The sequence below is a fragment of the Bacillus cereus group sp. MYBK216-1 genome (genome assembly GCF_051916495.1).
GTDB lineage: Bacteria > Bacillota > Bacilli > Bacillales > Bacillaceae_G > Bacillus_A > Bacillus_A thuringiensis_K.
On sequence record NZ_JBQAGT010000018.1, the window covers coordinates 1 to 26,750 of the forward strand.

The window sequence follows — 26,750 nt, forward strand, 5'->3', positions numbered from 1 at the left end:
GCCATAGAGGTCAATGAACATATTACATTTAATTTGGAATACTGTAGTAAATTATTTAAAAGAGAAACAGTTGAAAGAATGGGAGAGCATTATACTAATCTCCTACATAATGTAGTATCAAATTTAGAAGTGGCACTATGTAGGTTGGAAATGATTGGTGCGAAAGAGAAAGATAAATTACTGAATGTATTTAACGATTCGGTGGTTGAATATCCGAAGGATAAAACTATACATCAATTATTTGAGGAACAAGTGGAAAAGACGCCGGAACATATAGCTGTAGTATGTGATAATGAAAAATTGACATACAGGGAATTGAATGAAAAATCGAATAGTTTAGCTAGAGTATTAATAAAAAATGGTGTAAAAAAAGAGTCCATTGTGGGGGTTTTAGCAGAAAAATCTTTAGAAATGATTGTAGGGATTTTAGGGATACTAAAGGCTGGGGGAGCATATTTACCCATAGATCCAGAGTATCCGAATGACAGAATAAGTTACATGTTAGGTGACAGTGGAGCTTCTATACTGTTAGTGAAAGATCAATTAGCAAAAGACATTAAGTACAGTGGTAAGGTGATAAATTTAAAAAATTATTCATTATATGAACAAGAAAAGAGCAATTTAATGAATAGTAATCAACCACATCAATTAGCCTATGTAATTTATACATCTGGAACTACAGGAGCTCCAAAGGGAGTGATGGTTAAGCATAAAGGGGTTGTTAATTATATTTATTGGGCAAAAAAGAGTTATGTAGATAATGGTACATTTAATTTTCCGCTATATTCTTCAATAGCGTTTGACTTAACGGTAACTTCTCTTTACATACCACTTATTACAGGAAACAAGATTGTTATATATGAGGGGGGAGATAAAGCGCTACTGATAAGAAGAATAATAGAGGAAAATAAAATTGATATTATAAAATTAACACCAACGCACTTAAGATTGTTGGAAAATATGGATTTATCAAAATCAAAAATTAAGAAATTAATAGTTGGTGGAGAAGAGCTAAAAGTAGAACAAGCTGAAAAGGTATATCGAGCATTCAATGGGAGTATAGATATATACAATGAATATGGACCGACAGAAGCAACAGTGGGATGTATGATTTATAAATATAATGCTGAAAAAGATAAGGGGATTTCAGTTTCGATTGGTGTACCTGCAGGTAATACAAAACTATATGTTTTAGGGAAGAACATGGAGCTACTTCCAATTGGGGTAGCTGGAGAATTATGTGTAAGTGGTGATGGACTTGCAAGTGGATATATAAATCGAGAAGAGTTAACAGCGATGAAATTTGTGGAAAACCCATTTGAACCTAATAATAAAATGTACAAAACTGGAGATTTAGTGAAATGGATGCCAGATGGTAATGTGGAATACCTAGGGCGAATAGACAATCAAGTTAAAATAAGGGGATATAGAATAGAAATCGGAGAAATAGAAAATCGGCTTTTAAAGATTAAAGATGTTAAAGAAGCTGTAGTAATAGCAAAAAAAGATCAAAATGAGAATGTGTTTCTCTGTAGTTATATAACATCTAATAAAAAAGTGAGAATTTCAAAAATTAAAGAAAAATTAATTAGAGAACTTCCGATGTATATGGTACCAAGTTATATTATTCAAATTGACAAGATTCCTTTAAGTTCAAATGGAAAAATAGATACGATGGCGCTTCCCGTTATTGATGTAACAGAATTAATAGAATCAAAATATGAAGAGCCAAGAGATAAAATAGAAGAGATTTTAGTCAAAGTTTGGGAGAAGATTCTAGGAATAGATCGGATAGGTATTAATTACAATTATTATGAAATTGGAGGAGACTCAATAAAATCAATATTAATTGTATCAGAACTTCGAAAATATCACTTGAGGCTCGAGATAAAAGACTTAATGCAATTTCCTCGAATTAAAGAATTACGTGAACATGTTAAATTAGATGATACCCAGGTGAATCAGTCGGCAGTTGAAGGTAAAGCTGATTTGGTTCCGATTCAAAAATGGTTTATCGAACAGGAATTTTCACAAGAAAATCATTATAATCAAGCCTTTATGTTTTACAAGCAAGATGGCATCGATGAAAAAGTATTAAGAAAGGTATTTTTAGAAATAGTAAAACACCATGATGCCTTAAGAATGATGTATATAAAAGAAAATAATGAATTTAAGCAATGGAATAGAGGGATTGAGCAAGCTGAAGAGGCATTTAGCTTAAATCTATATGATTTAAGAGAAGAGGAAAATCCTGAAAGAAATATCGAGATGTTGTCTAGTGAAATTCAAAAAGGAATGAGTTTAGAAGATGGTATCTTAATAAAACTAGGTTTATTTAAGACTAAAATAGGAGACCACCTACTTGTAGCAATTCATCATATAGTTATTGATGGACTATCATGGAGAATATTGTTGGAAGACTTAGAAACACTGTATTTAAAAATAGAAAATGAAGAAGAAGTAAAATTACCTCAAAAAACTACATCCTTTAAAGAGTGGGCTCAAAAGCTCAATGAATTTGCAAAGGGAAAAGAAATTCAGAAAGAATTAGTATTTTGGAAAAAAATAGATGAAACGCCGTTTGAGACGCTACCAAAAGATTTTTCTGAATGCGATATCCTATCTAAAGAGGGGGAAGAGATTAGTATAAGCTTTACCAGAGAACAAACAGAGAAACTATTGAGGAAAACAAATGCAGCATATAATACACATATTAATGATATACTACTTTGCTCATTAGGTTTGGCTGTAAATAAATGGTGTGGCATTGACAAAGTTTGTGTGAGTCTTGAAGGACATGGAAGAGAGGATATTTTAAAAGACATTTCAATAAATAGAACAATAGGCTGGTTTACTTCATTATATCCAGTTACTTTGGATATGAGCTATAGCGATAACCTCTCGTATTCAATTAAACTTACAAAGGAAATATTAAGGCATATTCCTAACAAAGGAATTGGATATGGAATTCTTAAATATTTATCAAACGTTGAAAAAGGTAGTCATTTTAAGTTAAAACCAGAAATTAGTTTTAATTATCTTGGTGAATTTGGTCAAGAAGAAAGTGAAGGTCTGTTCCGCTATTCTAATATCCCAACTGGTATTAGCATTTCAAGGGAAAACAAAAAATTACATAGTATTGAGATTAATGGTCTCGTTATTGAAGGACAGTTAAGATTTATATTTAACTATAATGCGAAGGAATATAAACGGAAAACAATAGAAAAGTTTGCTAATATTTACAAAAAAAGTTTGAGTGAAGTCATAGATCATTGTGAGAACAAGAAAGTAGCTGAAAAGACTCCATGGGATTATGGAGATCCGGATCTAGATTTAGAGGATTTGAAGAAAATAACTGCATGTGGTAAAGAAATTGAGAAAATTCATTCTCTTTCTCCAATGCAAGAAGGTATGTTGTATAACTCTATTATTGAAAATGATTCAAGTGCTTATTTGGAGCAGAGTGAATTGACCGTTGAAGGAACAATTGATGTGGAAATTCTCAATAGCATATTAAATAAAATTATAGAGAAATATGAAATATTAAGAACGGTATTTTTCTATGAGAATATTAGTTTGTTTAAGCAAGCGGTTTTAAGAAAAAGGAAGATTAAAATCCATTATGAGGATATAAGTCATTGGGATATCGAAACAAAAGAAAATTATATAGAACATTTTAAAATAAGGGATCGAGACAATCGCTTTCAATTGACAAAGGATGTTCTAATTCGAGTATCAGTAATAAAGGTTCAAAACAATATATTTAAAATAATATATAGTTTTCACCATATCATTATGGATGGTTGGAGTATTGGAATCATACTTAAAGAAATAATGGATAATTATAAAGCAGCTGTTAAAGGAAGAGAACTTCCGATAGAAAAAACTGTATCATATAGCAGATACTTAAAGTGGCTTGATCAAAAGGATAAGTTAGTCGCATTAGAATATTGGGAAAATTATCTTCATGCATACGAACAAGAGATAGTGTTTCCGGAACAGCAATTAAAGGTTGATAAATATAAACGTAGACAAGAGCGAATATCGCTTACTGAAAACATAACAGCCAAATTGAAAAATTTAGCAGAAGCAAATAGTATTACCTTAAGTTCAATTATACAAACAGCTTGGGGTGTGTTGCTTCAAAAGTATAATAATACAAATGATGTTGTATTTGGTTCAGTTGTTTCGGGTCGATCAAGTGAGATTGATGGTATTGAAAATATGGTTGGTTTATTTATTAATACTGTGCCTATAAGGGTCAGAACAAAAGATACTACATCTTTTATTGAACTTGCCAAAAAAATAAATAAAGATTTTATTGAAGCTAATACATACAGTTATTGTTCGTTAGCAGAGGTCCAGACGCTGACCAATATGAAGAATAAACTTATCAATCATGTAGTGATATATGAAAATTATCCACTTGATATGAATCTAGCCAGTTTTCATAGCGATTATGAATCAGAATTAAAAATAACTGATACTTCGGGGTTTGAACAAACAAATTATGATTTAGAGCTTTTAATCATACCTGGCAATGAGTTAAATATGAAAATAACATATAATAACAATATTTATAGTAAAGACGTAATAAGTGCGATTCTTTATAATCTTATTAATATTTTAAAAAATTTGAGTTTTGACTGGGAAGTGAAAGTATCAGATATTGATATGGTGAGTGGTGTAGAACGGAATAAGTTATTACGAGAATTTAATGATACAGAAGTAATATATTCAAAAGAAAAGACTATTCAAGAGTTATTTGAAGAACAAGTTGAAAGAACACCGACAGCAGTTGCTTTAGAGTTTAATGGAGAACCCTTAACTTATAATGAATTAAATAAAAAGGCAAATAAATTAGCTCGAATTTTGCGAAGAAATTATGTGAAGGAAAATACTGTTGTTCCTATCTTAATAAGGAGATCTTGTAATCTTATTGTAGGAATTTTAGGGATATTAAAAGCTGGAGGGTGTTACTTACCTTTAGATCCAGAATACCCTGTAGATAGAATTGACTATATGTTGGAAGACAGTAAAGGGAATTTACTTTTAACAGAAGGGAATCTTTCGAAACATTTGAGCTTTACTGGACCAATTATTAATATCGATTCACAGGAGTTAGAACATCAAATGGATTCTAATATAGGGAAGATAAATGCAGCGGAGGATTTAGCTTATGTAATTTATACTTCAGGATCTACTGGAAAGCCCAAAGGAGTAGCTATCGAGCACCGAGCCTTTCATAATTTTATTAAGGGAATAACAGAAAGAATTGACTTTACTTATAATAATGTAATCCTTTCAGTGACTACATGCTCTTTTGATATTTTTGGTTTAGAGACGATTTTACCTTTAATCAAGGGTCTTAAAGTAGTAATTGCTAATGAGATGGAGCAAAAAGATCCTTATCTATTAAATAAAGTTATTATTAATTCTGAAGTAAATACAATCCAACTTACTCCTTCTAGATTGAAATTAATGTTAAACAGTAGTAATAGCAAAGAATGTTTTCAAAAATTGAATTTAATAATGGTAGGCGGAGAGGCCTTTCCTGATGATTTACTTTACCAACTTAAAGAATATACAAACTCCAAAATTTATAATATGTACGGTCCAACTGAAACTACTATATGGTCGACTATAAAAGATTTAACCAAAGAAAATAGTATAAATATAGGGAAACCTATTGCAAATACGCATGTTTATATTATTGATGACGTTGGGAATACAGTTCCTATAGGGAGTGTAGGTGAATTATGTATTGCTGGGGATGGCTTGGCCAGAGGTTATTTAAATAGAGAAGAATTAACTGTAAAAAGATTTGTGAAAAATCCATTTGTTAATATAGGGAAAATGTATAAAACAGGAGATTTGGCTAAGTGGCTACCTGGCGGAGAGATAGATATTGTTGGAAGAATGGACGATCAAGTGAAAATTAGAGGATATCGAATAGAGTTAGGTGAGATTGAAATTGTCGCAAATCAATATGGAAAGATTAAGGAATGTATAGCAGTTGGCAAAACAAATTCATTTGGGGAACAAGAATTAGTGCTATATTATGTAGCAGAAGAAAAAATCAATACATCAGAATTAATTAAATATTTATCGTCTATGCTGCCTACGTATATGATTCCACAGATATACATGGAGATTGATGAAATTCCGTTGACCACAAACGGTAAATTAAATAGAAAAGCTTTGCCTGAACCTACTCAGAATCGTCCACAGTTAAATAGTGATTACGAAGAAGTGGTGACTGATGTTCAGAGGAATATTAGGGATATATGGAATAGTATTTTGGGTATTGAAAAAATTGGAATTCATGATAATTTCTTTGAGGCAGGAGGCAATTCTATCAAAATTGTAGCTATGCATAATGAAATTAAAAAACTGTATCCTAAAAAAATTCAAATTACTGATATTTTTGCACATCCAACTATATACAGATTGGCACAATTTATTGAATCTATTGAGAAATTTGAAGAACTATCCACTCCAGTAGCTCAGGATATAATGCCAATTGAATTACCTTTAGAATATTTTTGGTTGGAAGATTATTTAAACGAAGAACCTCTTTTGAAATTTAAATTAACAGAATATGAGTATTCAGGATTACTGGGGATTTGTGGTGATAATTATGAAATCTATCATCTGTTACTAGCATGTTATGTGTTCCTATTAGCTGATACATGTGGAAAAAATCTTGTTACTATTCAACTAGATAATCAAGGGGAAGAGCAAATAAGTCAATTATCTGTTGATATATCAGATATAGAAAATTTTTATGACATTATAAGAATTATAAAAGATAAAATTGAAAGTGTAAAAAAATCTCAACAGTATTCTATCAATTCTCTAAGTGAAGTATTTGATTCGGTAATTGATCATTGTATTTTCCCATTGTTTAGAGTATCGAACAATCCGAATGTTAATTATTTAAGGTTTTACGATTTGGTTTTTGAAATTTATGAGGGACATAGTGAAGTAGAAATTATATGTACATATAATGATCAAAAACTGAATCAAAGTAAAATTAAGGATTTATTTTACAAATATATCGAGTTGATTCGAGCTATAACAAAAAGTACAGTAAGTGGTTCAATATAAATGTAAGAATGAGGCAAAGTTAATCTTGCATTTTTAGATGAGGGATAATCAAAGTGTAAGGTTAACTTTGCTAAGTTAAATTAATTATTAAAAATAAGATAGCTGGAGGTTTTCAAATGTCAAAATTAGGTTTTTTATTTTCAGGACAAGGATCTCAATATATAGGAATGGGTAAAAATTTATATAATAATTTCGCTATTGCAAAGGAAACTTATGATGAGGCAAGTGAAGTATTAGGGTTTGATCTTGGGAAGTTATGTTTTGAAGGTAATGCTAATGAGCTTTCTCAGACTGAAAATACACAACCTGCAATACTTACAACTAGTATGGCTCAATTCCGAGTTTACATGGAAGAGATAGGGGAAGAACCTCATTATTTAGCAGGACATAGCCTGGGAGAATATACTGCTTTGGTATGTGCAGGGGTCATTGATTTTTCAGACGCTGTAAAACTTGTAAGAGCCAGAGGTATGTTTATGAAAGAAATAGCAAATGATGGACTAGGAGCTATGGCAGTTATTAGAAATATAGATGAAAAAATTGTTGAAGAAGAAAGTTATAAAATTTCTTTAGGTGGAAGGGTTATCGGTATATCAAATTACAATGGGGAAAAAGATGTTGTGATATCAGGGGAAGCAGAGGCTGTTGTACAGGTTTGTGAAGAGTTAAAGAGTAAAGGGGCAGAAATTTTCAAATTAAATGTTAGTGCTGCATTCCACTCCCCGATAATGGAATTAGCAGCTGAGAAATTTAAAAATGAGTTGAATAGATACGCTTTTAAAGACCCTAAATATAAGATCTTATCAAATGTTACGGCGTTGCCTTATGAAGATAAGGACCAAATATTGGATATTTTAGGAGAACAGATTGTAAAGCCTGTAAATTGGCATGCGATAATGAAATACTTGGGGCAACAAGAATTAGATAATGTGATTGAGTTTGGCCCTAAGGCCACGCTAAGGAACCTTGTAAGAAACAATATATCAAATATTGGGGCATATAGTTATGACAAAAAAGAAGATGTAAAAGAAATGAAGGAGAAAATTTTTGCAAAAGAAGTCTCTCATCAAAAAAACAAATATTCTATTATTTCAAGAAGTTTGGGGATAGCGGTGGCTACTAAAAATAATAATTGGAATAATGAAGAATACATGAGAGGTGTTATTAAGCCGTATGAAAAAATTGCGATGCTTCAAACTGAACTAGAGGAAACTAACAAAATGCCTACAATAGATCAAATGCAAATGGCTGTAGAAATGCTAAAATCAGTATTTCAAACTAAAGGAACTCCTAAAGATGAACAACAGGAAAGATTTAATCAATTGTTTGAAGAAACAAATACGAAACGCTATTTTGAGAATTTTGAAATTTGATTTAAGGTACCAAATTTTGCTTACTATTAGTGAGGTGAGAAGATGAAAACAGATTTTATAAGTTTAAGTGATTTAAAGTCTTCTGTTTTTAAAAATGATAAATTAGAAATTAAAGAGAAGCAGAGGAAAGAAGTTATTGGAATTAATAATATTTCTGAAACTGACATTGCGATTATAGGGATTTCTGGTAAATTTGGAAAGGCCAATAATTTAAATGATTATTGGGATTTATTGATAAACGAGGAAGAATTAATCAGAGATATTCCTATAAACAGAAAGAAAGACGCTGATAATTATTTAGAATACAGCGGTATTAAAAATAAAAATAAAGATGTGAACTACACAAAAATAGCCTATTTAGATGAAATTAATAAATTTGATTGTGATTTTTTTGAAATAATTCCTAATGAAGCTAAGTTAATTGATCCTAGACAAAGATTATTTGTCGAAACAGCATGGAATGCTTTAGAAGACGCAGGCTATGGAGGCGGAAAATTATGTGGAACCAAGACAGGAATATATGTAGGGCTAAGTAGTGATGGATCAAATGAGTATTTTAAGCTAATTGAAAAAGGAGATCAATCATTATTAGGTTTAGCAACTGCGGGTAATATTAAGTCGGTTATTGCGAGTAGATTAGCCTATATATTGGATTTTAAAGGTCCTACTATGGTAATTGATACAGCTTGTTCTTCATCACTTGTTACCCTCCATACCGCTTGCCAAGCTTTAAGAAATCGTGATTGTGATACGGCTTTAGTTGGAGGAGTAAATATAAAGGTTTTTCCTAAAACAGAAGAAGAGAACAAATGGAATATTGGTATTACATCGTCTGATTCAATTGTAAAAACATTCGATAATGAGGCTGATGGCACAAATAGTGGTGAGGGTGTGGCCGCAATTCTACTTAAACCGCTAAAGAATGCAATTCTTGATAAAGATCAAATTTATGCGGTTATTAAAGGAAGTGCAATTAATCAGGATGGTAGTTCAGTTGGAATCACAGCCCCTAATGTAACTGCACAGGAGAATGTTATTTTAGATGCCTGGAAGGATGCACATATAGATCCTAAAACGATTACCTATATAGAGGCTCATGGTACAGGCACTAAATTGGGTGATCCAATAGAAGTAAGTGCGATACAACAGGCCTTCAGCAAATTTACAGATCGTAAACAATTTTGTGCGATTAGTTCTGTAAAAACCAATATTGGTCATTTGGATAGTTTGGCAGGATTAGCAGGTTTAATTAAAGCAGTCATGGCGTTAAAACATAAAAAAATTCCCCCAAGCTTAAATTTTAAAGTTCCAAATAGAAATATTAATTTTCATGAGTCGCCTGTTTACGTGAATGATAGAGTGCAGGATTGGATTAATAATGACGGAGTATATCGATGTGGTGTTAGTAGTTTTGGTTTAAGTGGAACCAACTGTCATGTCATTTTAGAAGAAGCACCTAAAATTGAGCAACACGAAGAAACTGTTTTTTCTGAAAATATTTTTACAGTATCAGCAAGAACAAAAAAATCATTATTCAATTTACTAAACCGCTATGTCGAATTTTTAGGGAAAGAGAAAGAAGTTAAATTACATGACATTTGTTATACGGTGAATACTGGAAGGCTAGCTAATAAATTTAGGCTCGCCCTTATTATAAAAACAAAAGAAGAATTATTAGAAAAACTAGAGTTATTAGTTCGATCTGAATGGAAAACATATCCAGATAAAGATATTTATTTTCAAATGATTGAAAAAAATACTAGGTTCATAGGGAGGAGCATTTTTTTTACACGTATTAATGAGTCGCATACAAGCCATCAGATAAAGAGGATAATTAATAGAATAAGAAAAGATATCACTCATATTAACAAATGTGATTTACAGTTTTTAAGTGAAGTGTATTGTAATGGAGCAGATGTTAATTTTGAAGAACTATATCGGCAATTTAATTTCCAAAAGGTGAGCTTACCTACTTATTCTTTTGATGGAAAAAGATTGTGGATAGATTTAAAAGAAAAGAGTAATTCAATTTCTAGCGAGAAAGATAAACATCCTTTAATCAATAATCTTGTTTTACAATCATTTAATATGGAAGTCTATGTGTCACATTTAAATGTTAAAGATCATTGGATTTTGAATGAGCATAAAGTGGAAAATTCTTATGTTGTTCCTGGTACTACATATATAGACACAGCAAGAGAAATTGGAAAACGCTATTTTGGTGATTCATGGAACATTGTTTTAAAGAACGTAATGTTCCCACACCTTTTACAAGTAAAAGATGTGGAAACAAGGGAAGTCCATACAATTATAAATATAAAAGAGGATGCGTTAGAATTTAGTGTTGTCAGTAAGTTAGGAGAAGTGGAATGGGTCAAGCATGCAGAAGCGTTAATTGTTAAGGAAGTAAAAGAGAGACCCAAAAAATACGATATTGAAGTTTTAAAAAAGAATTATGAGTCTGTTTACATCATTCAGAAAAATAATCGTAGTTTAGTAGATGTAAACCAAAAAGACTATGAATCTGTTTATTTTATAGAAGATACAAACAGGTCAGAAAGTATAGTAAGTGTTGGTGATAGGTGGAAATGCACAAATGCAATCTATAGAAATAGTGAAGGAGTATTATGCGAACTAGAAATTAAGAAAGAGTACCAGAACGATTTTGATTGCTATAGTTTGCATCCTGCCATGATGGATTGTGCTGTAAATGCAGCTACTTTTACGATAAATGATGAAAGTTATTTGCCTTATTATTATAAAAACTTTCGAATCTTTGGATCTACGCCTAAAAAGTTTTATAGCTATATAACAAAGAAAACTAATGATAATGAGGAAACTGGTAAATTTGATATATTGCTATTAAATGAGGCTGGAGAGGTATTTGGGGAAATAAGTAATTATATTGTAAAGAAAGTTCATGGTTCCACAGAAAAAATAGATAAAAGCAAGCAAATGTATCATAAGTTAGCATGGGTAAGCAAGAAAGATTACATATTGGAAAGAAAATATGATAATCGTAATATTTTATTGTTCAAAAATGAAGGGGAATTATCTAACAAAATTGCAAAGCAATTAAGAGTCGATGGGAAATCTGTTATTGAAGTAGAACTAGGAAAGCAATTTTCTAAAATTAGTAATTGGAAGTATACAATTCGTGGAGAACAAGAGGATTACGACAAATTATTTGAAGCTATAGAAAATGAAAATATTAATCAAATTATTCATTTAATGACAATCAATAATGAAACAGATGAAGAGCTACTACAACTTCAGAAAAAACTATCTATAGGATTAGAAAGCTTATTTTATTTAACTAAGTCAATAATGAAGAATACAAAAAATAGTATGGAACTATTGTTATTCACTGATTTTGCGCATCGGGTTAATGGTGAGGAATTTAAAATAAAACCACATAATGCAGCTTTCTTTGGTTTTGGAAAGGTCATAGAAAAGGAATATCCAAAACTAAGTGTGAGATGTATTGATATAGATGATAAGATTTGTGTGGAGGATTGTATTACTGAGATAAACTCAAAAAAACAAGTAGAACTGGTTGCATACAGAGATAAAGATAAATATGTTCAAGAATTGCAGAATGTTGATATAAAAGCTCTTCCAGAAGAGAAAGTGGAATTTAAGAAAGATGGCGTCTATGTTATTACTGGTGGCATGGGTGGAATAGGTCTAGAAATGGCGAAATATATATCGTCCAAGGAAAATGTTAATTTAATTTTAATTGGGCGTTCCGGCTTGTCAGCAACGGCGAGTGAGAAAAGTAAGATTGCTTATAAAATCAAAACTATTAATGAAATACAAGAGAGCGGTTCGAGAGTTGAATGTTATAAAGCGAATGTTGCGAATGAACATGAAATAAAAGAAGTATTTAGAGAGATAAGGAAAAAGTTCAATAAAATAGACGGTGTTATACATGGGGCTGGTGTTTCTGGAGAGGGATTTATTTTTAGAAAAGAGAAAGAAGTATTTGATAATGTAATTAAACCCAAAATTCATGGAACATGGATAATGAATCAACTTACAAAAGATGATCAATTGGACTTTTTTATTATGTTTTCATCCATAACGTCATTGGGAGGCAGTATGGGACAAGCTGATTATGCGGCAGCCAATGCTTACATGGATTCATTTGAGGAATTTAGGAGTCTAGTAGTCCCTGAACAAAAGACATTGACTATTAATTGGTGTGGTTGGAATGATGTAGGGATGCTCGCTGAGTATATTGATAAGCGTAAAGAAGAGCATAAGGATAATAATGGGTTTAAGACTATTAACTCTATTGAAGCAATATATACATTTGATGAAATCATCCAAAAGGAAATTTCAAAAGTTATTATTGGAGAAATTGATTATAAAGTACTTGGTGTTCATAAAGGCTTGATTAAATTTCTGATATCTTCAGATATTTTACAACGCATAGATCAAACAGTTTCAAAAGAGAAAATCAGTGAAGAAATGAATTTTGTACGGGTTAATCATATTGATTATAACAGTATAGAAAATAAGATTTTAAAGGTTTGGATAAAAGTTTTGGGATTAGAGCAAATCGGTATCGATGATAAATTTTACGATTTAGGAGGGGATTCAATATCGGCTATCTATTTGATGAAGGAAATAGAAAAAGAATTCCCATCACGTATTGATGTATCAGATATTTTTACCTACCCATCAATACGTGAAATGGCATTATATATTGAATCTGAATTAAAAAATGATGATGATTGTGTACCTAGCCAAATTTTTGAGGATCATCATAAAGAGGATGATATTGATACTATTTTGAGTAAATTAGCTTCCGGTGAGTTGGAAGTAGGTGAGGCAAATAAACTGATATATTCAGGCCAAAAATCATAGAAAGACGTCTCGATTGTGAAAAAAGAAGGTCCTCTTTTCACAATCGAGACAGCTATAAAAAGGGTTTGTTTTTGGAATAGTATTCGGAAGTGTGAAGGCAGATGAAGTGTCATTTCTTAGCGCTTCTCAAAGAAATATTCACTTAAAATTTATGTAACTTAATATTAAGAAACTAGGAAATTCGGTGATTCTATTCGTCGCAAAGGTCAGGATTGCCGGTTTGCGCCTAATAAAAAATGAATTAATACAAAAAACTTATGTAGGAGTGATTAGAAAATGAGTGTAACTCAAACCTATATATTAGAACAGGTAAAGCAGCGCAAGATAACACAAGAACAAGCAAAAAAGATGCTTCAAGAATTAAATAGTGAAAGTATGCAGAGTGAGGATATTGCTGTTATTGGTATATCTTGTAAATTACCTAAAGCTAATAATACAGAAGAATATTGGAATAACTTAATAAATTCTTTAGATTGTAAGGTGAATTATCAGGAAGAAATGATTAAATATATTAAACCTATTGTAAATAATAAGGGATTTACAGATTTTCTTGGATCTGGATTTTTGACGGAAGAGCAGGCTGATGACTGGAAGCTTGGTGGTTATTTAGAGGATGTGGATAAATTTGATGCTGAATTTTTCAATATCTCTCCTAAAGAAGCAAAGGCAATCGATCCTTCTCATAGAGTATTGCTGGAGACCGTATGGACCGCGATTGAGGATGCTGGCTATGGTGGGGATAAAATTTATGGAAGTAATACTTCTTTATTTGTCGGAAAAGATCATGTAAATAATACTTTGTATCGTTATATTACAGAATCTGAATCTTCAAGTATGACAGGGAATTGGCCTGGTTTGATGGCGGGAAGAATAAACTATTTATTGAATTTAAAAGGAAATTCTATGGTTTTAGATTCCGCATGTAGTTCAGGTTTACTAGGAGTGCATTTAGCTTGTAATGCTTTAAAAAGCAAGGAATGTGAAATGGCAATTGTTAGTGGGATTTCATTAGGGTTCTTTCCACGTTTCGAAACATCTCGAAAATCTATGATGGAATCTAAAAGCGATAAAGTAAATGCGTTTGATAAAAATGCAGATGGTACATTTTTTAGTGATGGAGTAGCTGCTGTTATATTGAAGCCCTTAAATAAAGCTAGACGGGATGGCGATAATATTTACGCTGTCATTAAAGGGAGTGCAATCAATAATGATGGAGCTTCTAATGGCTTAACCGCCCCTAATGCAATAGCACAGGAAGAAGTTCTAATTAAAGCTTGGGAAAATGCACAGGTAAACCCAGAAACTATTCAGTATATTGAGGCACATGGTACAGGTACAAAGTTAGGTGATCCTATAGAAATTAAGGGGATTACTAATGCTTTTTCGAAATATACAGATAAAATACAGTTTTGTGGAGTAGGCTCTGTCAAATCTAATATAGGTCATACTGTTGCTGTTTCGGGTTTAGCATCTTTAATTAAAATTGTTTTGTCAATGAAACATAATATAATACCTCCAAGTATTAATTTTAAAGAACCAAATTCATTGATCAATTTTGTCAATTCACCGGTATTTGTAACTGATAAGCCGCATAAGTGGCCAAGAGGTATTGTACCGAGAAGAGCGGGAATCAGTTCATTTGGATTTGTAGGAACTAATGCTCATATTGTTGTAGAAGAACCGAGTATTCAATCAAATGATGAGTTAAGCTCAAAATTAACGTTTGAAGTATTCACGTTATCAGCTAAAACAGAAAAATCTTTAATTCAATTGCTCAAAAAATATAATGAATTTTTCAAAAAAGGAACTCAAAAAAGTCTAAAGAATATCTGTTATACCGTAAATACCGGTCGAGGTCATTATGGCTATAGGTTAGCTATCATAGTCAAAAGCTATGAAGAACTTATACAAAAAATTGACTTGCTCTGTAATCAAAATTTAAATGATATATCAGAGAAAGGAGTATATTTCGGCTATCATAAAATTGGCTCTGATCGGAAGAAAGTTATGGATGAAGGTGAAATTACGTTATCGGAACATCGAAAAATGAATACGAAAGTAGAGAATTTATTGTTAGATATTTCAAACGAGAGTAATGAATATTTAGTGTTAAACCTTACAGAAATATGTGATTTATATATTAAAGGAGCTAAGGTTAATTGGAAAAAGATATACGTAGATGAAAAAAGAAATATTGTCAGTTTGCCTACGTATCAATTTGAAAGAATACAGTGTTGGGGAGAGGTGAAAGATAGACGAGATGAAACACCGATTCAAAAAAATATTAGCCATCCACTGATTGATCAGTGTTTGGCAGATTCAATGAATGAAACCATTTATTCTACAACATTTAATGTGGATAAGGATTGGGTTTTAAGTGATCATAAAATTATGGGGGTTAGTGTAATCCCTGGAACAACTTATTTAGAGATGGGGCGAAAGGCAAGTTCTGAATTCTTCGGAAATAACAATTTGGAATTAAGAGATGTTATCTTTTTTACTCCATTACTGGTACATCAAGATGAAAATAAAGTTGTTCATACCATTATAAAGAAAGAAAAAGAGGGTGTCCGATTCACTATAGCTAGCAAGGAAGGAGAGAAATGGATCCCTCATGCGGAAGGGAGAGCTTATGAATTAAAGGAAATGAAATCAATAATGTTTGATTTGAGTTTAATGAAAAAGGATGCCAACAGAGAAAAAATTAAAGTTGAATATGAAGATGATACGCAATTGACCAGCAATGTATTTACGTTTGGACCTAGGTGGCTAAATTTTAAAGAAGTAATCTTGGATCATGATGAACAATTGGTAGAATTGAAACTATCTGATGAATTTAAAGGGGACTTAAAAGATTTATTATTACATCCATCTTTACTGGACAATGCAGCCAACGTATTTATTGGAGAAGATGACGATGACAGTACATTCCTTCCACTTTCTTATAAAAGTGTGAAGATATATTCAGTGATGCCTCAGCATTTTTATGCACATGTCATAAAAAAATCAAGCAATAAAGAGACGAAGGTTTGTAATATACAATTAATTGATACTGCGGGTGTTGTTTTTGCAGAGATTACGGACTATGTATTAAAAAAGGCTGATCGCTTAGACACTATTTTTGACGAAAATTTAGAAAAAGAAAGTTCGTTTTACCATATAAAGTGGGTTCAGGGATCAAAACCAGTTAAAGTTAATACCAATACTAGTGAAACGATATTAGTATTCAAAGATAAACAGGAGATTTATAAAAAAGTTATCAAAGAGCTACAATACGATAATCATAATATTATTCAGGTAGAATTTGGTAACCGCTTTGAAAAGATTAATGATCAACAATTTATTATTAATGGAATGGCAGACGATTATAGTAATTTAATAAACGAAGTAAAGGAACGAAATATTACTAAAATCATTCACTTATCTTCAATGACTAATGGTGAAGCAATTCATTTTAGTAACTTAAAAGAATTACAACATAACGGATTGTATAGTCTATTTTATTTAGTTAGGGGTATAAGTGTTAATAAAGTCAAAAGAAATATTGATTTGATTTTAATTTCTAACAACGTGACAGAAGTAACTGGAAATGAGAAGACAATTAATCCTTTGGGGGCTGCAATGTTTGGGTTAGGCAGTGTAATTTCACAAGAGTTTTCAAATATAAAATGTAGAGCGATAGATGTAGATGATCACACTGCTATTACCTCCATCATTGAAGAAATAAAGAGTGAAGACAAACATTATCAAATTGCCTTTAGGAATAACATCCGTTATATAAGTGAGCTAGATGTCGTTGAACATAATCCTGATAAACAAGGTGCTGGATTAGAGATTAAGGAAAATGGAGTTTATATGATTACAGGTGGAACTGGTGGAATAGGACTTGAAATCGCAAAATATTTGGCTGGAAAAAATAAAGTGAATATAGTATTGCTAAATCGTTCTAAGTTACCAGAGATGGAATTATGGGAAGATATTATTAATGATGGTTCAGATCAAAAGCTTTCAAGAAAGTTAGAGATAATTAGAAGTATTCAGGGAATGGGATCAGAAGTAAAGTGCTATAGCTGTGAAGTTTCTGATTTTAGTAGTATGAGCAAAGTTATTGGAGAAGTGAAAGAAAAATATGGAAAAATAAATGGTATATTCCATTGCGCAGGAGTCGCAGGTGAAGGATTTATATTTAGAAAACAGGAGGCTGTTTTTAAAGAAGTTATAAATCCAAAGATAAGTGGAACTTGGTTAATTGATTACTTAACCAAAGACGAAAATATAGATTTTAGTATCTTGTTCTCTTCAATTAATTCAATTTTTGGTGGAGCTGGACAAGGTGATTATACAGCTGCGAATGCATATTTAGATTCTTTCTCTTATTATAGAAACAAAAAAGGAAAAAAGACTATTTCTATAAATTGGCCAGCATGGGATGAAGTTGGGATAGCTGTAGATTATGGAGTTACTGATGAATTTTCCATTTTTAAATTATTAACGGTTAATAAAGCCCTTAGTATATTAGATACAATTGTGGACAATGCCCTAACAAATGTTATACCAGGTAAATTAAATATGGATATATTAGAAGTTGCTAAAGGTGAATTACCTTTTGAACTGTCAATAAGTATCAAAAATAAACTAAAAGAAGCAAAAAAAACTAGGGTTGAGACAGAAAAAGTTTCTTTAAAGAATAGTACTAGTGATGTTGTAATAAAAGGTAAAGGAGAATACTATTCTGAAACAGAAAAAAATATTGCACAAATGTACTCTATGGTTTTAGATATTCCAGAGTTAGACTTATATGAGAGTTTTAGTGCCATGGGTGGAGACTCAATTATGGCAACACAGTTATTAAAACTCATTAATCAAAAATATCCTAATCTGGTTGACATTTCAGATATCTTTACGTACCCTTCCGTTGTAGAATTATCTGAATATATAGATGGAGAAATTAATGAGAATGATCATTTGAAAAACGGAGAAACGAATGTAAATAACGATAATAATTTAGAGAAGGAACTTAGGGATTTATTTGATGATCTTCAAAAAGGAAATATAGATATACAAGATGGGTTAGAAATATTAGGAAAATAAGTTTATTTTAAAAATGTGATGAGAGGGAGAGGAATTATGAGAAATAAAACAGCTATTATTATTGGAGCGGGTGTTGCAGGAATGGCTGCGGGATGTTATCTACAGATGAATGGTTATAAAACAAAAATTTATGAAATGGGCTTATTACCTGGAGGGCTTTGCACTGGTTGGAGTAGGAAAGGTTATTATTTTGATGGATGTATTAGTTGGCTTGTCGGCTCAGGTCCTAATAATACATTTCATAAATTTTGGAAGGAATTAAATGTTATACAAAATATGGAATTTATTAATGATGAAGAGTTTGCAGTTGTTAATTTTAAAGATGGATCAACATTTACACTTTATTCTGATGTAGATAAATTAGAACAAGAGTTTCTTAGAGTTGCTCCAGAAGATGAAGAGACAATTAAAGTTTTAACAGATGCTATTCGAGTAATTTCTAGTGTTGATTTGGATTTAGATAAGGCACCAGAGTTGTTCGATCTTTCAGACTTTGAAAGATTTAAAGCCAAAGCCGGCCCGTATATGAAAGTTATGAAAGAGTGGGGAAAGGTTACAATTGAGGAATTTTCCAAACGCTTTAAAAGTCCCCTAGTGCGGGAAAATTTTAGCCGAATTTTTTGGTTTAATATCGATACATCCATATCTTATTTTATAGCAACTATGGGGTGGGTTAATAGTAAATCTGCGGGCCATCCTGTAGAAGGATCATTACAATTTGCGAAGATAATAGAGAAAAGATATGTTGATTTGGGTGGGGAAATACATTATAAATCAAAAGTCGCCAATATTTTAGTTGAAGATAATAAAGCAATAGGAATAAAGCTAAAAAATGGTCAAACATATAAAGGAGATTTTGTTATCTCCGCAGCAGATGGATATAATACGATTTATGAAATGTTAGAGGGGAAATATGTGAATGAAGATTTGAAATATTGTTATGATAATTTTAAAACAAGTGCGCCACAAATTTATGTAGGATTAGGGGTATCAAAAGCATTTGAGAATGTCCCGCACTATATGTGTTTGGAATTAGAGCGTCCTCTTAATGATCACGGTTGTAAGGATGTAAACAATATATTTGTAAAAATATATAATAAAAACCCTTCTTTTGCTCCAAAAGGAAAAACCAGCATTGTGGTATATGCAAAGACCTCAAGTGAATATTGGGAGGCTTTGCAGAAAAATAATCGTGTAAAGTATGAGAAGGAGAAGAAAGCGATAGCTAATGAAATCATTGATTTATTAGATAAAAGGTTCGGAGATATTAAATCAAATATTGATGTAGTAGATGTTTCTACGCCATATACAATCAGAAGATATACAAATAATAGAAATGGGAGTTGGCAGGGCTGGGAGAAACAAATGGCTGCCATTATACATGAAAAAAAATTAAAAAGAACACTTCATGGTTTAGAGGATTTTTATATGGTAGGGCATTGGAGTCAAGTTGGAGGCGGATTGCCAAGTGTTGTATTACAAGCGAGAAATTTGGTTCAGGTATTGTGTAAAGAAGATGAGAAAATATTTAATACAAAAATAGATGAACCTCATTATGCCAATTTACTTTAAGGGGGAGTTCTGTAATAAACCATAATACTACATGTATCTCAATAAAGAAAACAGTATAAGGGTGATAAAACCGTGGATGATATTTCTATAATAAATAAATATATCTTAGAGCAAGTAAAAGAGAAAAAAATGGATAGTGAAATGGCTCTACGTATTTTAAAGGAGCTATCAAATAAATCGCAAAAAAGTAATAGAGATATAGCTGTTATTGGTATTTCTGGTAGATTTGCTGAATCCAATAATATAAAGGAGTATTGGAATAATATTTTGAATCGGACTTGTTGCATTAGGGATTTGCCGCAGCAGAGAAGAATAGATATTGATCCATTATTAAATAATCCTAATAAGAATTCATATTTTAAAGCCGGATTTTTAGATGAGATTGATAAGTTTGATTCAGCATTTTTTAGAATTTCACCAAGAGAAGCTATGCTTATGGATCCGAAACAAAGAATGTTTTTAGAGACAGTATATCAAGCAATTGAAGATTCAGGATATGCTGGGAATAAAATATATGGATCAAATACTGGTATTTTTGTTGGCCATGATCACAGTGGGGATCTAAAGTTTTCGTATGATTCATTGGTGAAAAATGCCGATATGATTGCAATGACAGGGACATATCCTGGAATACTTGCCAGCAGAACTTCTTATATTTTCAATCTTAAAGGACCGAGCCTTGTTATTGATACTGCATGTTCTTCTGGATTAGTTTCAGTCCATTTGGCATGTGAGGCTCTTAAAAATGGAGAATGTAATATGGCTATTGCAGGGGGGGTGAATTTATTTTTACGACCTGAAAATATAGGTACGATGAATGAGATAGAAGCAGAAAATGCACATATAAGTATTTTTGATAAAAATGCGAAGGGAACAGCATGGGGAGAAGGTATCTCTGCCATAATATTAAAGCCACTAAATAAAGCTATTGAAGATAGGGACAATATATATGCTGTTATTAAAGGGAGCGCTATTAATAATGATGGAGCTTCAAATGGGATTACAGCTCCGAATGCGGATGCACAAGAAAAACTAATTTCTCGGGCTTGGGAGAACGCTAAAATCAGTCCAGATACTATATCGTATATTGAAACTCATGGAACTGGAACAATTTTAGGGGATCCAATTGAGATTAAAGGGATAACAAATGCCTTTAAAAAGTACACTGATAAAAAGCAGTTTTGTGGTATTGGTTCAGTAAAACCTAATATTGGGCATACTGTAGGAGCATCAGGAATGGCTTCCTTGATTAAAGCTGTTATGGCATTAAAAGAGCAGGTACTTCCTCCTAGTATCAATTTTAATGAACCTAATCCTTTAATTAATTTTACGACTTCACCTGTGTATGTGAACGATAGAATACGTAAATGGAAGAAAAATGAAACGCCTAGAAGAGCGGGGGTCAGTTCGTTTGGCTTCAGTGGAACAAATTGTCACATTGTTTTAGAAGAAGCTCCAATAATAGATGAGAAAATAGGCCAAGAACAGGTTATGGAAGTATTTACTCTTTCAGCTAAAAATAAAGAATCGTTATACAATTTAATAGAAAAATATATGGATTTTATTATTGAAGAAACTGATTTAAACCTTTCAAATCTTTGTTATACAGCTAACACAGGTAGAAAGCACTGGGAGTACAGGATATGCTTAATGGTAAAAGATAAGGAAGATTTAAAAAGAAAAATTGAAAAGTTACGAAACGTGTCGCTTGATTTTCAAAATGTAATAAAGCTTTCATATATGGAAGAGCGTAAACTTAAAAACATTGCGAATCAAAAGATTGAGTATTATAAACAAAGTGGTAAGAAAGATATGACGGTATTACATGAAATATGCGAACTTTATAAAAGAGGTATTGATATTGATTGGGAAAGTTTATATGAGGGGGAAGAGAGAACAAAAATTAGTATACCTGTATATGCTTTCTTACGTGAAAGACATTGGGTAAATCTACACAAAAAATTACCAGTGCAACAAAAACAGAACATTAATATTGAAAATAGAGTTGAAAAGATTTGTCTTAATGGTAGAAAGGATTATCAGTATTCAGAGATAGAGATGATGGTCGGACGAGTATGGGGAGAAGCTCTTGGAATAAATCCAATAAATGTAACATCAGATTTCTATGAAATGGGTGGCGACTCAATTATAGCAATTGAAATTATTAATAGAATTAATAAAAGAATGAAAATCAATATTTCAGTAGCAGATTTATTTAAATATCCTAATATAGAGAAATTTTCCGGTTATATTAAAAGACATTATAAGAGTAGTCATACGGAACTCAATGATTATATGGCTATTCCAAAGGTAGAAGAGGCAGAGTATTATGAAGTGTCTTCAGCACAAAAGAGAATCTTTATTTTAAATAAGTTGAATCATAATAGTACATCATATAATATACCATTTTTTCTAATGATAGAAGGACAGTTAGATGAAAAACACTTAGAATTAGCATTCAGGAAACTTATTAAAAGGCACGAAGTTCTAAGAACTTCTTTTGGTTTTGTGGATGATAAGCTTATACAAGTAATAGAGGAAAATGTTCATTTTCAATTAGAGAGATATAGTGCTAGGGAAACTGAACTAGAACATGTAATCAATAATTTTGTACGACCTTTTAATTTAGAAAAAGCGCCTTTAATACGTGGAGGATTAGTGGAAGTTAGTAGTGATAAGCATCTTTTAATGATAGATGTACAGCATATTATAGCGGACGGAGCATCTATACCGATATTACAGAAGGAATTAATCTATTTATATGAGGATCAATCATTACCGCGATTAAAAATTCAATTTAAAGATTTCGCAAAATGGCAAAATAGATTATTTGAAACGAATGATATGAAAAAGCAAAAAGAATATTGGTTAAATGAATTTAAAGGAGAGCTCCCGATTCTCGATTTACCAGGAGATTTTTCAAAAGGTTCTGATCAGAGTGATCAGGGAGCGCGACTCTCATTTTTTGCAGGAAAAGAGCTTACATCTAAGCTAAATCAATTTAATTTAAAAGAAAAAGTCACTTTATTTATGACTTTAATGGCATCATTTAATGTGTTTTTATTTAAACACTCGGGTCAAGAGGATATAATTATTGGTTCGCCTATAGCTGGGAGAAAGCATAAAGAACTTGAAAATATGATAGGTATGTTTGTAAATACAATTGCACTAAGAAATCACCCTTCGGCAGAAAAAACCTTTAAAGAACTACTTGAACAAGTGAAAGATAGTGCATTAAAAGCATATGAAAATCAGGATTATCCATTTGAAGAGCTTGTTAATGCATTACACATTGACAGAGATTTAGATAGAAATGCCTTATTCAATGTAATGTTTGTACTCCAGCTAATGGACAATCCGACAATTGAAATTAATAAATTGAAATATACACCATATAATTATGAGAATAAAACAGCTAAATTCGATTTGTTGCTTCAGGCTTTTCCTGGTCAGGAGGATATTAAATTTGAATTCACTTATTCTTCGAAAATATTTAAAAGAAATACTATAGAAAAGTTTTCTCAGCGATTCCTTATGATTCTTGAGAGTATTGTTTCGCAAGAGAATATTTTAATTGGTGATATAAATATCTTGGATGAAAATGAGAAAAAAGAAATTACTAGTCATAGTAATATATTAATACCAAGTAACAGAAACAATGGAACTATCTGTGATATTTTTGAGAAACAGGCAGAACTGATGCCAAATCATGTTGCAGTTATGGGATTAGATGGAACATTAACTTATAGAGAATTGAATAAGAAAGCAAATCAAATTGCCAGATTACTCATTAAAAAAGGGATTCAAAAAGAAGACGTTGTTGGAATAATAGCAAATCGTAACACCAACTTTGTAGCAGGAATAATGGGGATTATAAAAGCTGGTGCAGCTTATTTACCATTAGATATAAATTATCCTGAAAAAAGAATTAAGTATATGCTAGAAGATAGTGGTGCCCGCATGTTGCTTACTGAAAGTGAAAAAAGAAATCTAGTTAAGCATAGTATAGAGGAACTATATTTAGAAGATATAGATTCAGAAAGTAGTGATAATCTGAGCGATAGAGTAGTACCAGAAAGCCTTGCATATGTGATATATACTTCGGGATCAACTGGATATCCTAAAGGAGTTATGATTGAGCACAAAAGTATAGTGAATTTAGTTAATGCGCTTGATGAAAGAATTTATAATATGCATGGTTCAAATTTGAATGTTGCTTTGCTAGCTCCTTTTGCATTTGATGCGTCGGTAAAACAAATTTTTTCAGCACTGCTTCTCGGACATTCTCTTCACATTATACCTGAAGATGCCAGACAAGATGTTACAAAGCTCGCAGTATATTATAAGGAACATAAGATTGATATATCAGATGGTACACCAGCCTATATCAGCTTATTATCTGAGACATTATTGTGTAGTGATATAGGGGTAAAGCATTTTATTATAGGTGGGGAAACATTATTAATAGAAGAAATTAAAAATTTTTATAATAATTTCAAACTGACTAAACCGCCGTATATTACGAATGTGTATGGACCTACTGAATGTTGTGTTGATGCCACGACATATATGATTGACCCGGAAAAAATTGACTTTATTAAAGAAATATCAATTGGCAAGCCAATAAAAAATTGCTCAATCTATATACTTGATGAAAAGAAAAAACTAGTACCTAAAGGAATCATTGGAGAAATATATATAGGAGGAGAAGGGGTAGGAAGAGGATATCGTAATAATGAAGAGTTAACTGATTTTAAGTTTATTCCAGATGTGTTTAATCCAGAAGTGAAAATGTATAAAACCGGAGATTTAGGGAAATGGACAGAGAATGGTAATATTCAATTCATAGGAAGGAGTGATCGTCAAGTAAAAATAAGAGGGTTTAGGATTGAGCTAGATGAGATTAAAAATAGGATTCTATCTTTTCAAGGAGTAAAAGAAGCTGTTGTGATTGTAAGACAGGATTCTATTTACGCATATGTTGTATGTAAGGATGAGGATTTACTTTTTCATTTGAAAGAATATCTAAAGCGATATCTGCCGGATTATATGATTCCTTCAGGTATTATGGCTATCGAAGAAATCCCAATTACAAACAATGGGAAAGTGGATATAAGTGTATTGCCGAATTTTGAGAAATCGATAAATGATGAAACCCAATATATTGCTCCTAGAAATCATATCGAGGAAATAATAAGTACAGTTTGGGCTGAAATACTCAATATTCCTAAAATTGGTATAAGAGATAACTTTTTTGTTTCAGGTGGTGATTCAATAAAGGCAATTAAAGCTGCTAACAGAATGGAAAAGTATAACGTGAAACTAGAAGTGAAGGATATATTCCAATATCAAACAATCGAGGGGATAGCTAGTAAGATAAAAGATAGAAATTGGGTAGTTGATAACAGTGTAGTTACTGGTGAAGCTGGGCTTGTACCTATACAAAATTGGTTAATGGAACATCATAAAGAAACATTAAATCATAGAAATCTTTCTTTTATTTTATATAGAAAAGAAGGGTTTGGAGAAGAAAACATTAGGAAGATTTTTACTAAGATTATTCAACATCATGATGCTCTAAGAATAATGTTCAAAGACAAAGGCGGAGAAATAGTGCAAATAAATAGGGGATTGGAGGGGGAATTATTTGATTTTCATATTATCGATGCAGTGGATTCGTCAAACATTAATCTAGAAGTAAAAGTAAATCAAATACAATCGAGTATGGAATTAGGTAAGGGACCGCTCGTGAAACTAGCTTTAATCAAGGCGATGGATGGTGAGCATTTGTTAATAATTATTCATCAAATGATTATTGACCACGTGTCCTGGAGAATTATATTGGAAGATTTCAATATTGCATATACTCAATTAAAAAATAATAAAGATATTAAGTTACCGAATAAAACAGATTCATTTTTAAAGTGGTCAAAATATCTTTATAAATATGCGGATAGTGAAAAATTGTTACGCGAGAAAGAATATTGGAGCAAAGTTGAAAGTATTCACATGTTGCCAATACCTACTGATTTTGATTCTAATCTTAATAGAGTAAAAGATAATCAGTTAATATATAGACAGTTTGGTCAACAAGAAACTAAAAATGCCATAAAAATAATTAAAGCCAACAGAAATCTAAAAATCGAAAGTATATTTTTGACTGCCTTGGGATTAACAATGAAAAAATGGATAGGAAGAGATGAACTTGTTGTTAATTTAGGAAATCATGGACGCAATTATTATGGTGAAGATGTTGATGTTTTCAGAACAGTAGGAAGATTATCTGTGATCTATCCTGTAGCTTTGCAACTGGTCGAAACAGAAAATATCGGCTCATCTTTAAATTATGTTAATGATTACTTGGATAATATCCCTAATAAAGGGATAGGACATGGGATTTTAAAATATTTGAGCAGCAATAAATCGGAGATGACTTTTACGTTAAAACCGGAGATTTCATTTAACTACATGGGTGAATTTGATACGGACATAAATACGGAAAACTTTACTGTATCCTCATTACCAAGTGGGAAAGACATAAGTAATGAGGAGGTTTGGAACTATAAATTGAAATTTATTGCTTTGGTAAGAGAGAATAAATTAAATATTAGGGTTGAATACAATCAAAAGCAGTATAACAGAGCAACAATTGAAACACTGTTAGATCAATACATGGAAAATTTAAATAAAGTGATAAAAGACATAGAAATCATAAATGCATAAACTTAATTT

General features: G+C 31.6%; 6 protein-coding genes. All 6 read left to right on the forward strand.

The genetic code is table 11. The features are described from left to right. The first annotated feature begins 78 nt into the window (after positions 1-78). Positions 79-7,110 carry an amino acid adenylation domain-containing protein gene (locus tag ACTFRH_RS28645; protein WP_440049338.1) on the forward strand — a complete coding sequence of 2,344 codons (7,032 nt, stop codon included), beginning with the start codon at positions 79-81 and terminating at the stop codon, positions 7,108-7,110. 116 nt (positions 7,111-7,226) lie between these two features. Then, the gene (gene fabD, locus ACTFRH_RS28650) at positions 7,227-8,483 is read left to right on the forward strand and encodes an ACP S-malonyltransferase (RefSeq protein WP_000040013.1); all 1,257 of its coding nucleotides are present in this window, start codon (positions 7,227-7,229) and stop codon (positions 8,481-8,483) included. A gap of 42 nt (positions 8,484-8,525) precedes the next feature. Next, positions 8,526-13,355: a type I polyketide synthase gene (locus tag ACTFRH_RS28655; RefSeq protein WP_000845234.1), complete on the forward strand. Its 4,830-nt coding sequence runs from the start codon at positions 8,526-8,528 to the stop codon at positions 13,353-13,355. Between the two features lie 276 nt (positions 13,356-13,631). Then, complete coding sequence (locus tag ACTFRH_RS28660; protein ID WP_000117520.1) at positions 13,632-18,446, forward strand: type I polyketide synthase; 4,815 nt, start codon at positions 13,632-13,634, stop codon at positions 18,444-18,446. A 36-nt stretch (positions 18,447-18,482) separates the two neighbouring features. Further along, positions 18,483-20,018 carry a phytoene desaturase family protein gene (locus ACTFRH_RS28665; protein WP_001244922.1) on the forward strand — a complete coding sequence of 512 codons (1,536 nt, stop codon included), beginning with the start codon at positions 18,483-18,485 and terminating at the stop codon, positions 20,016-20,018. 72 nt (positions 20,019-20,090) lie between these two features. Then, on the forward strand, positions 20,091-26,741 hold the full coding sequence (locus ACTFRH_RS28670) for a non-ribosomal peptide synthetase (protein ID WP_003303771.1): 6,651 nt from the start codon (positions 20,091-20,093) through the stop codon (positions 26,739-26,741). Positions 26,742-26,750 lie beyond the last annotated feature (9 nt).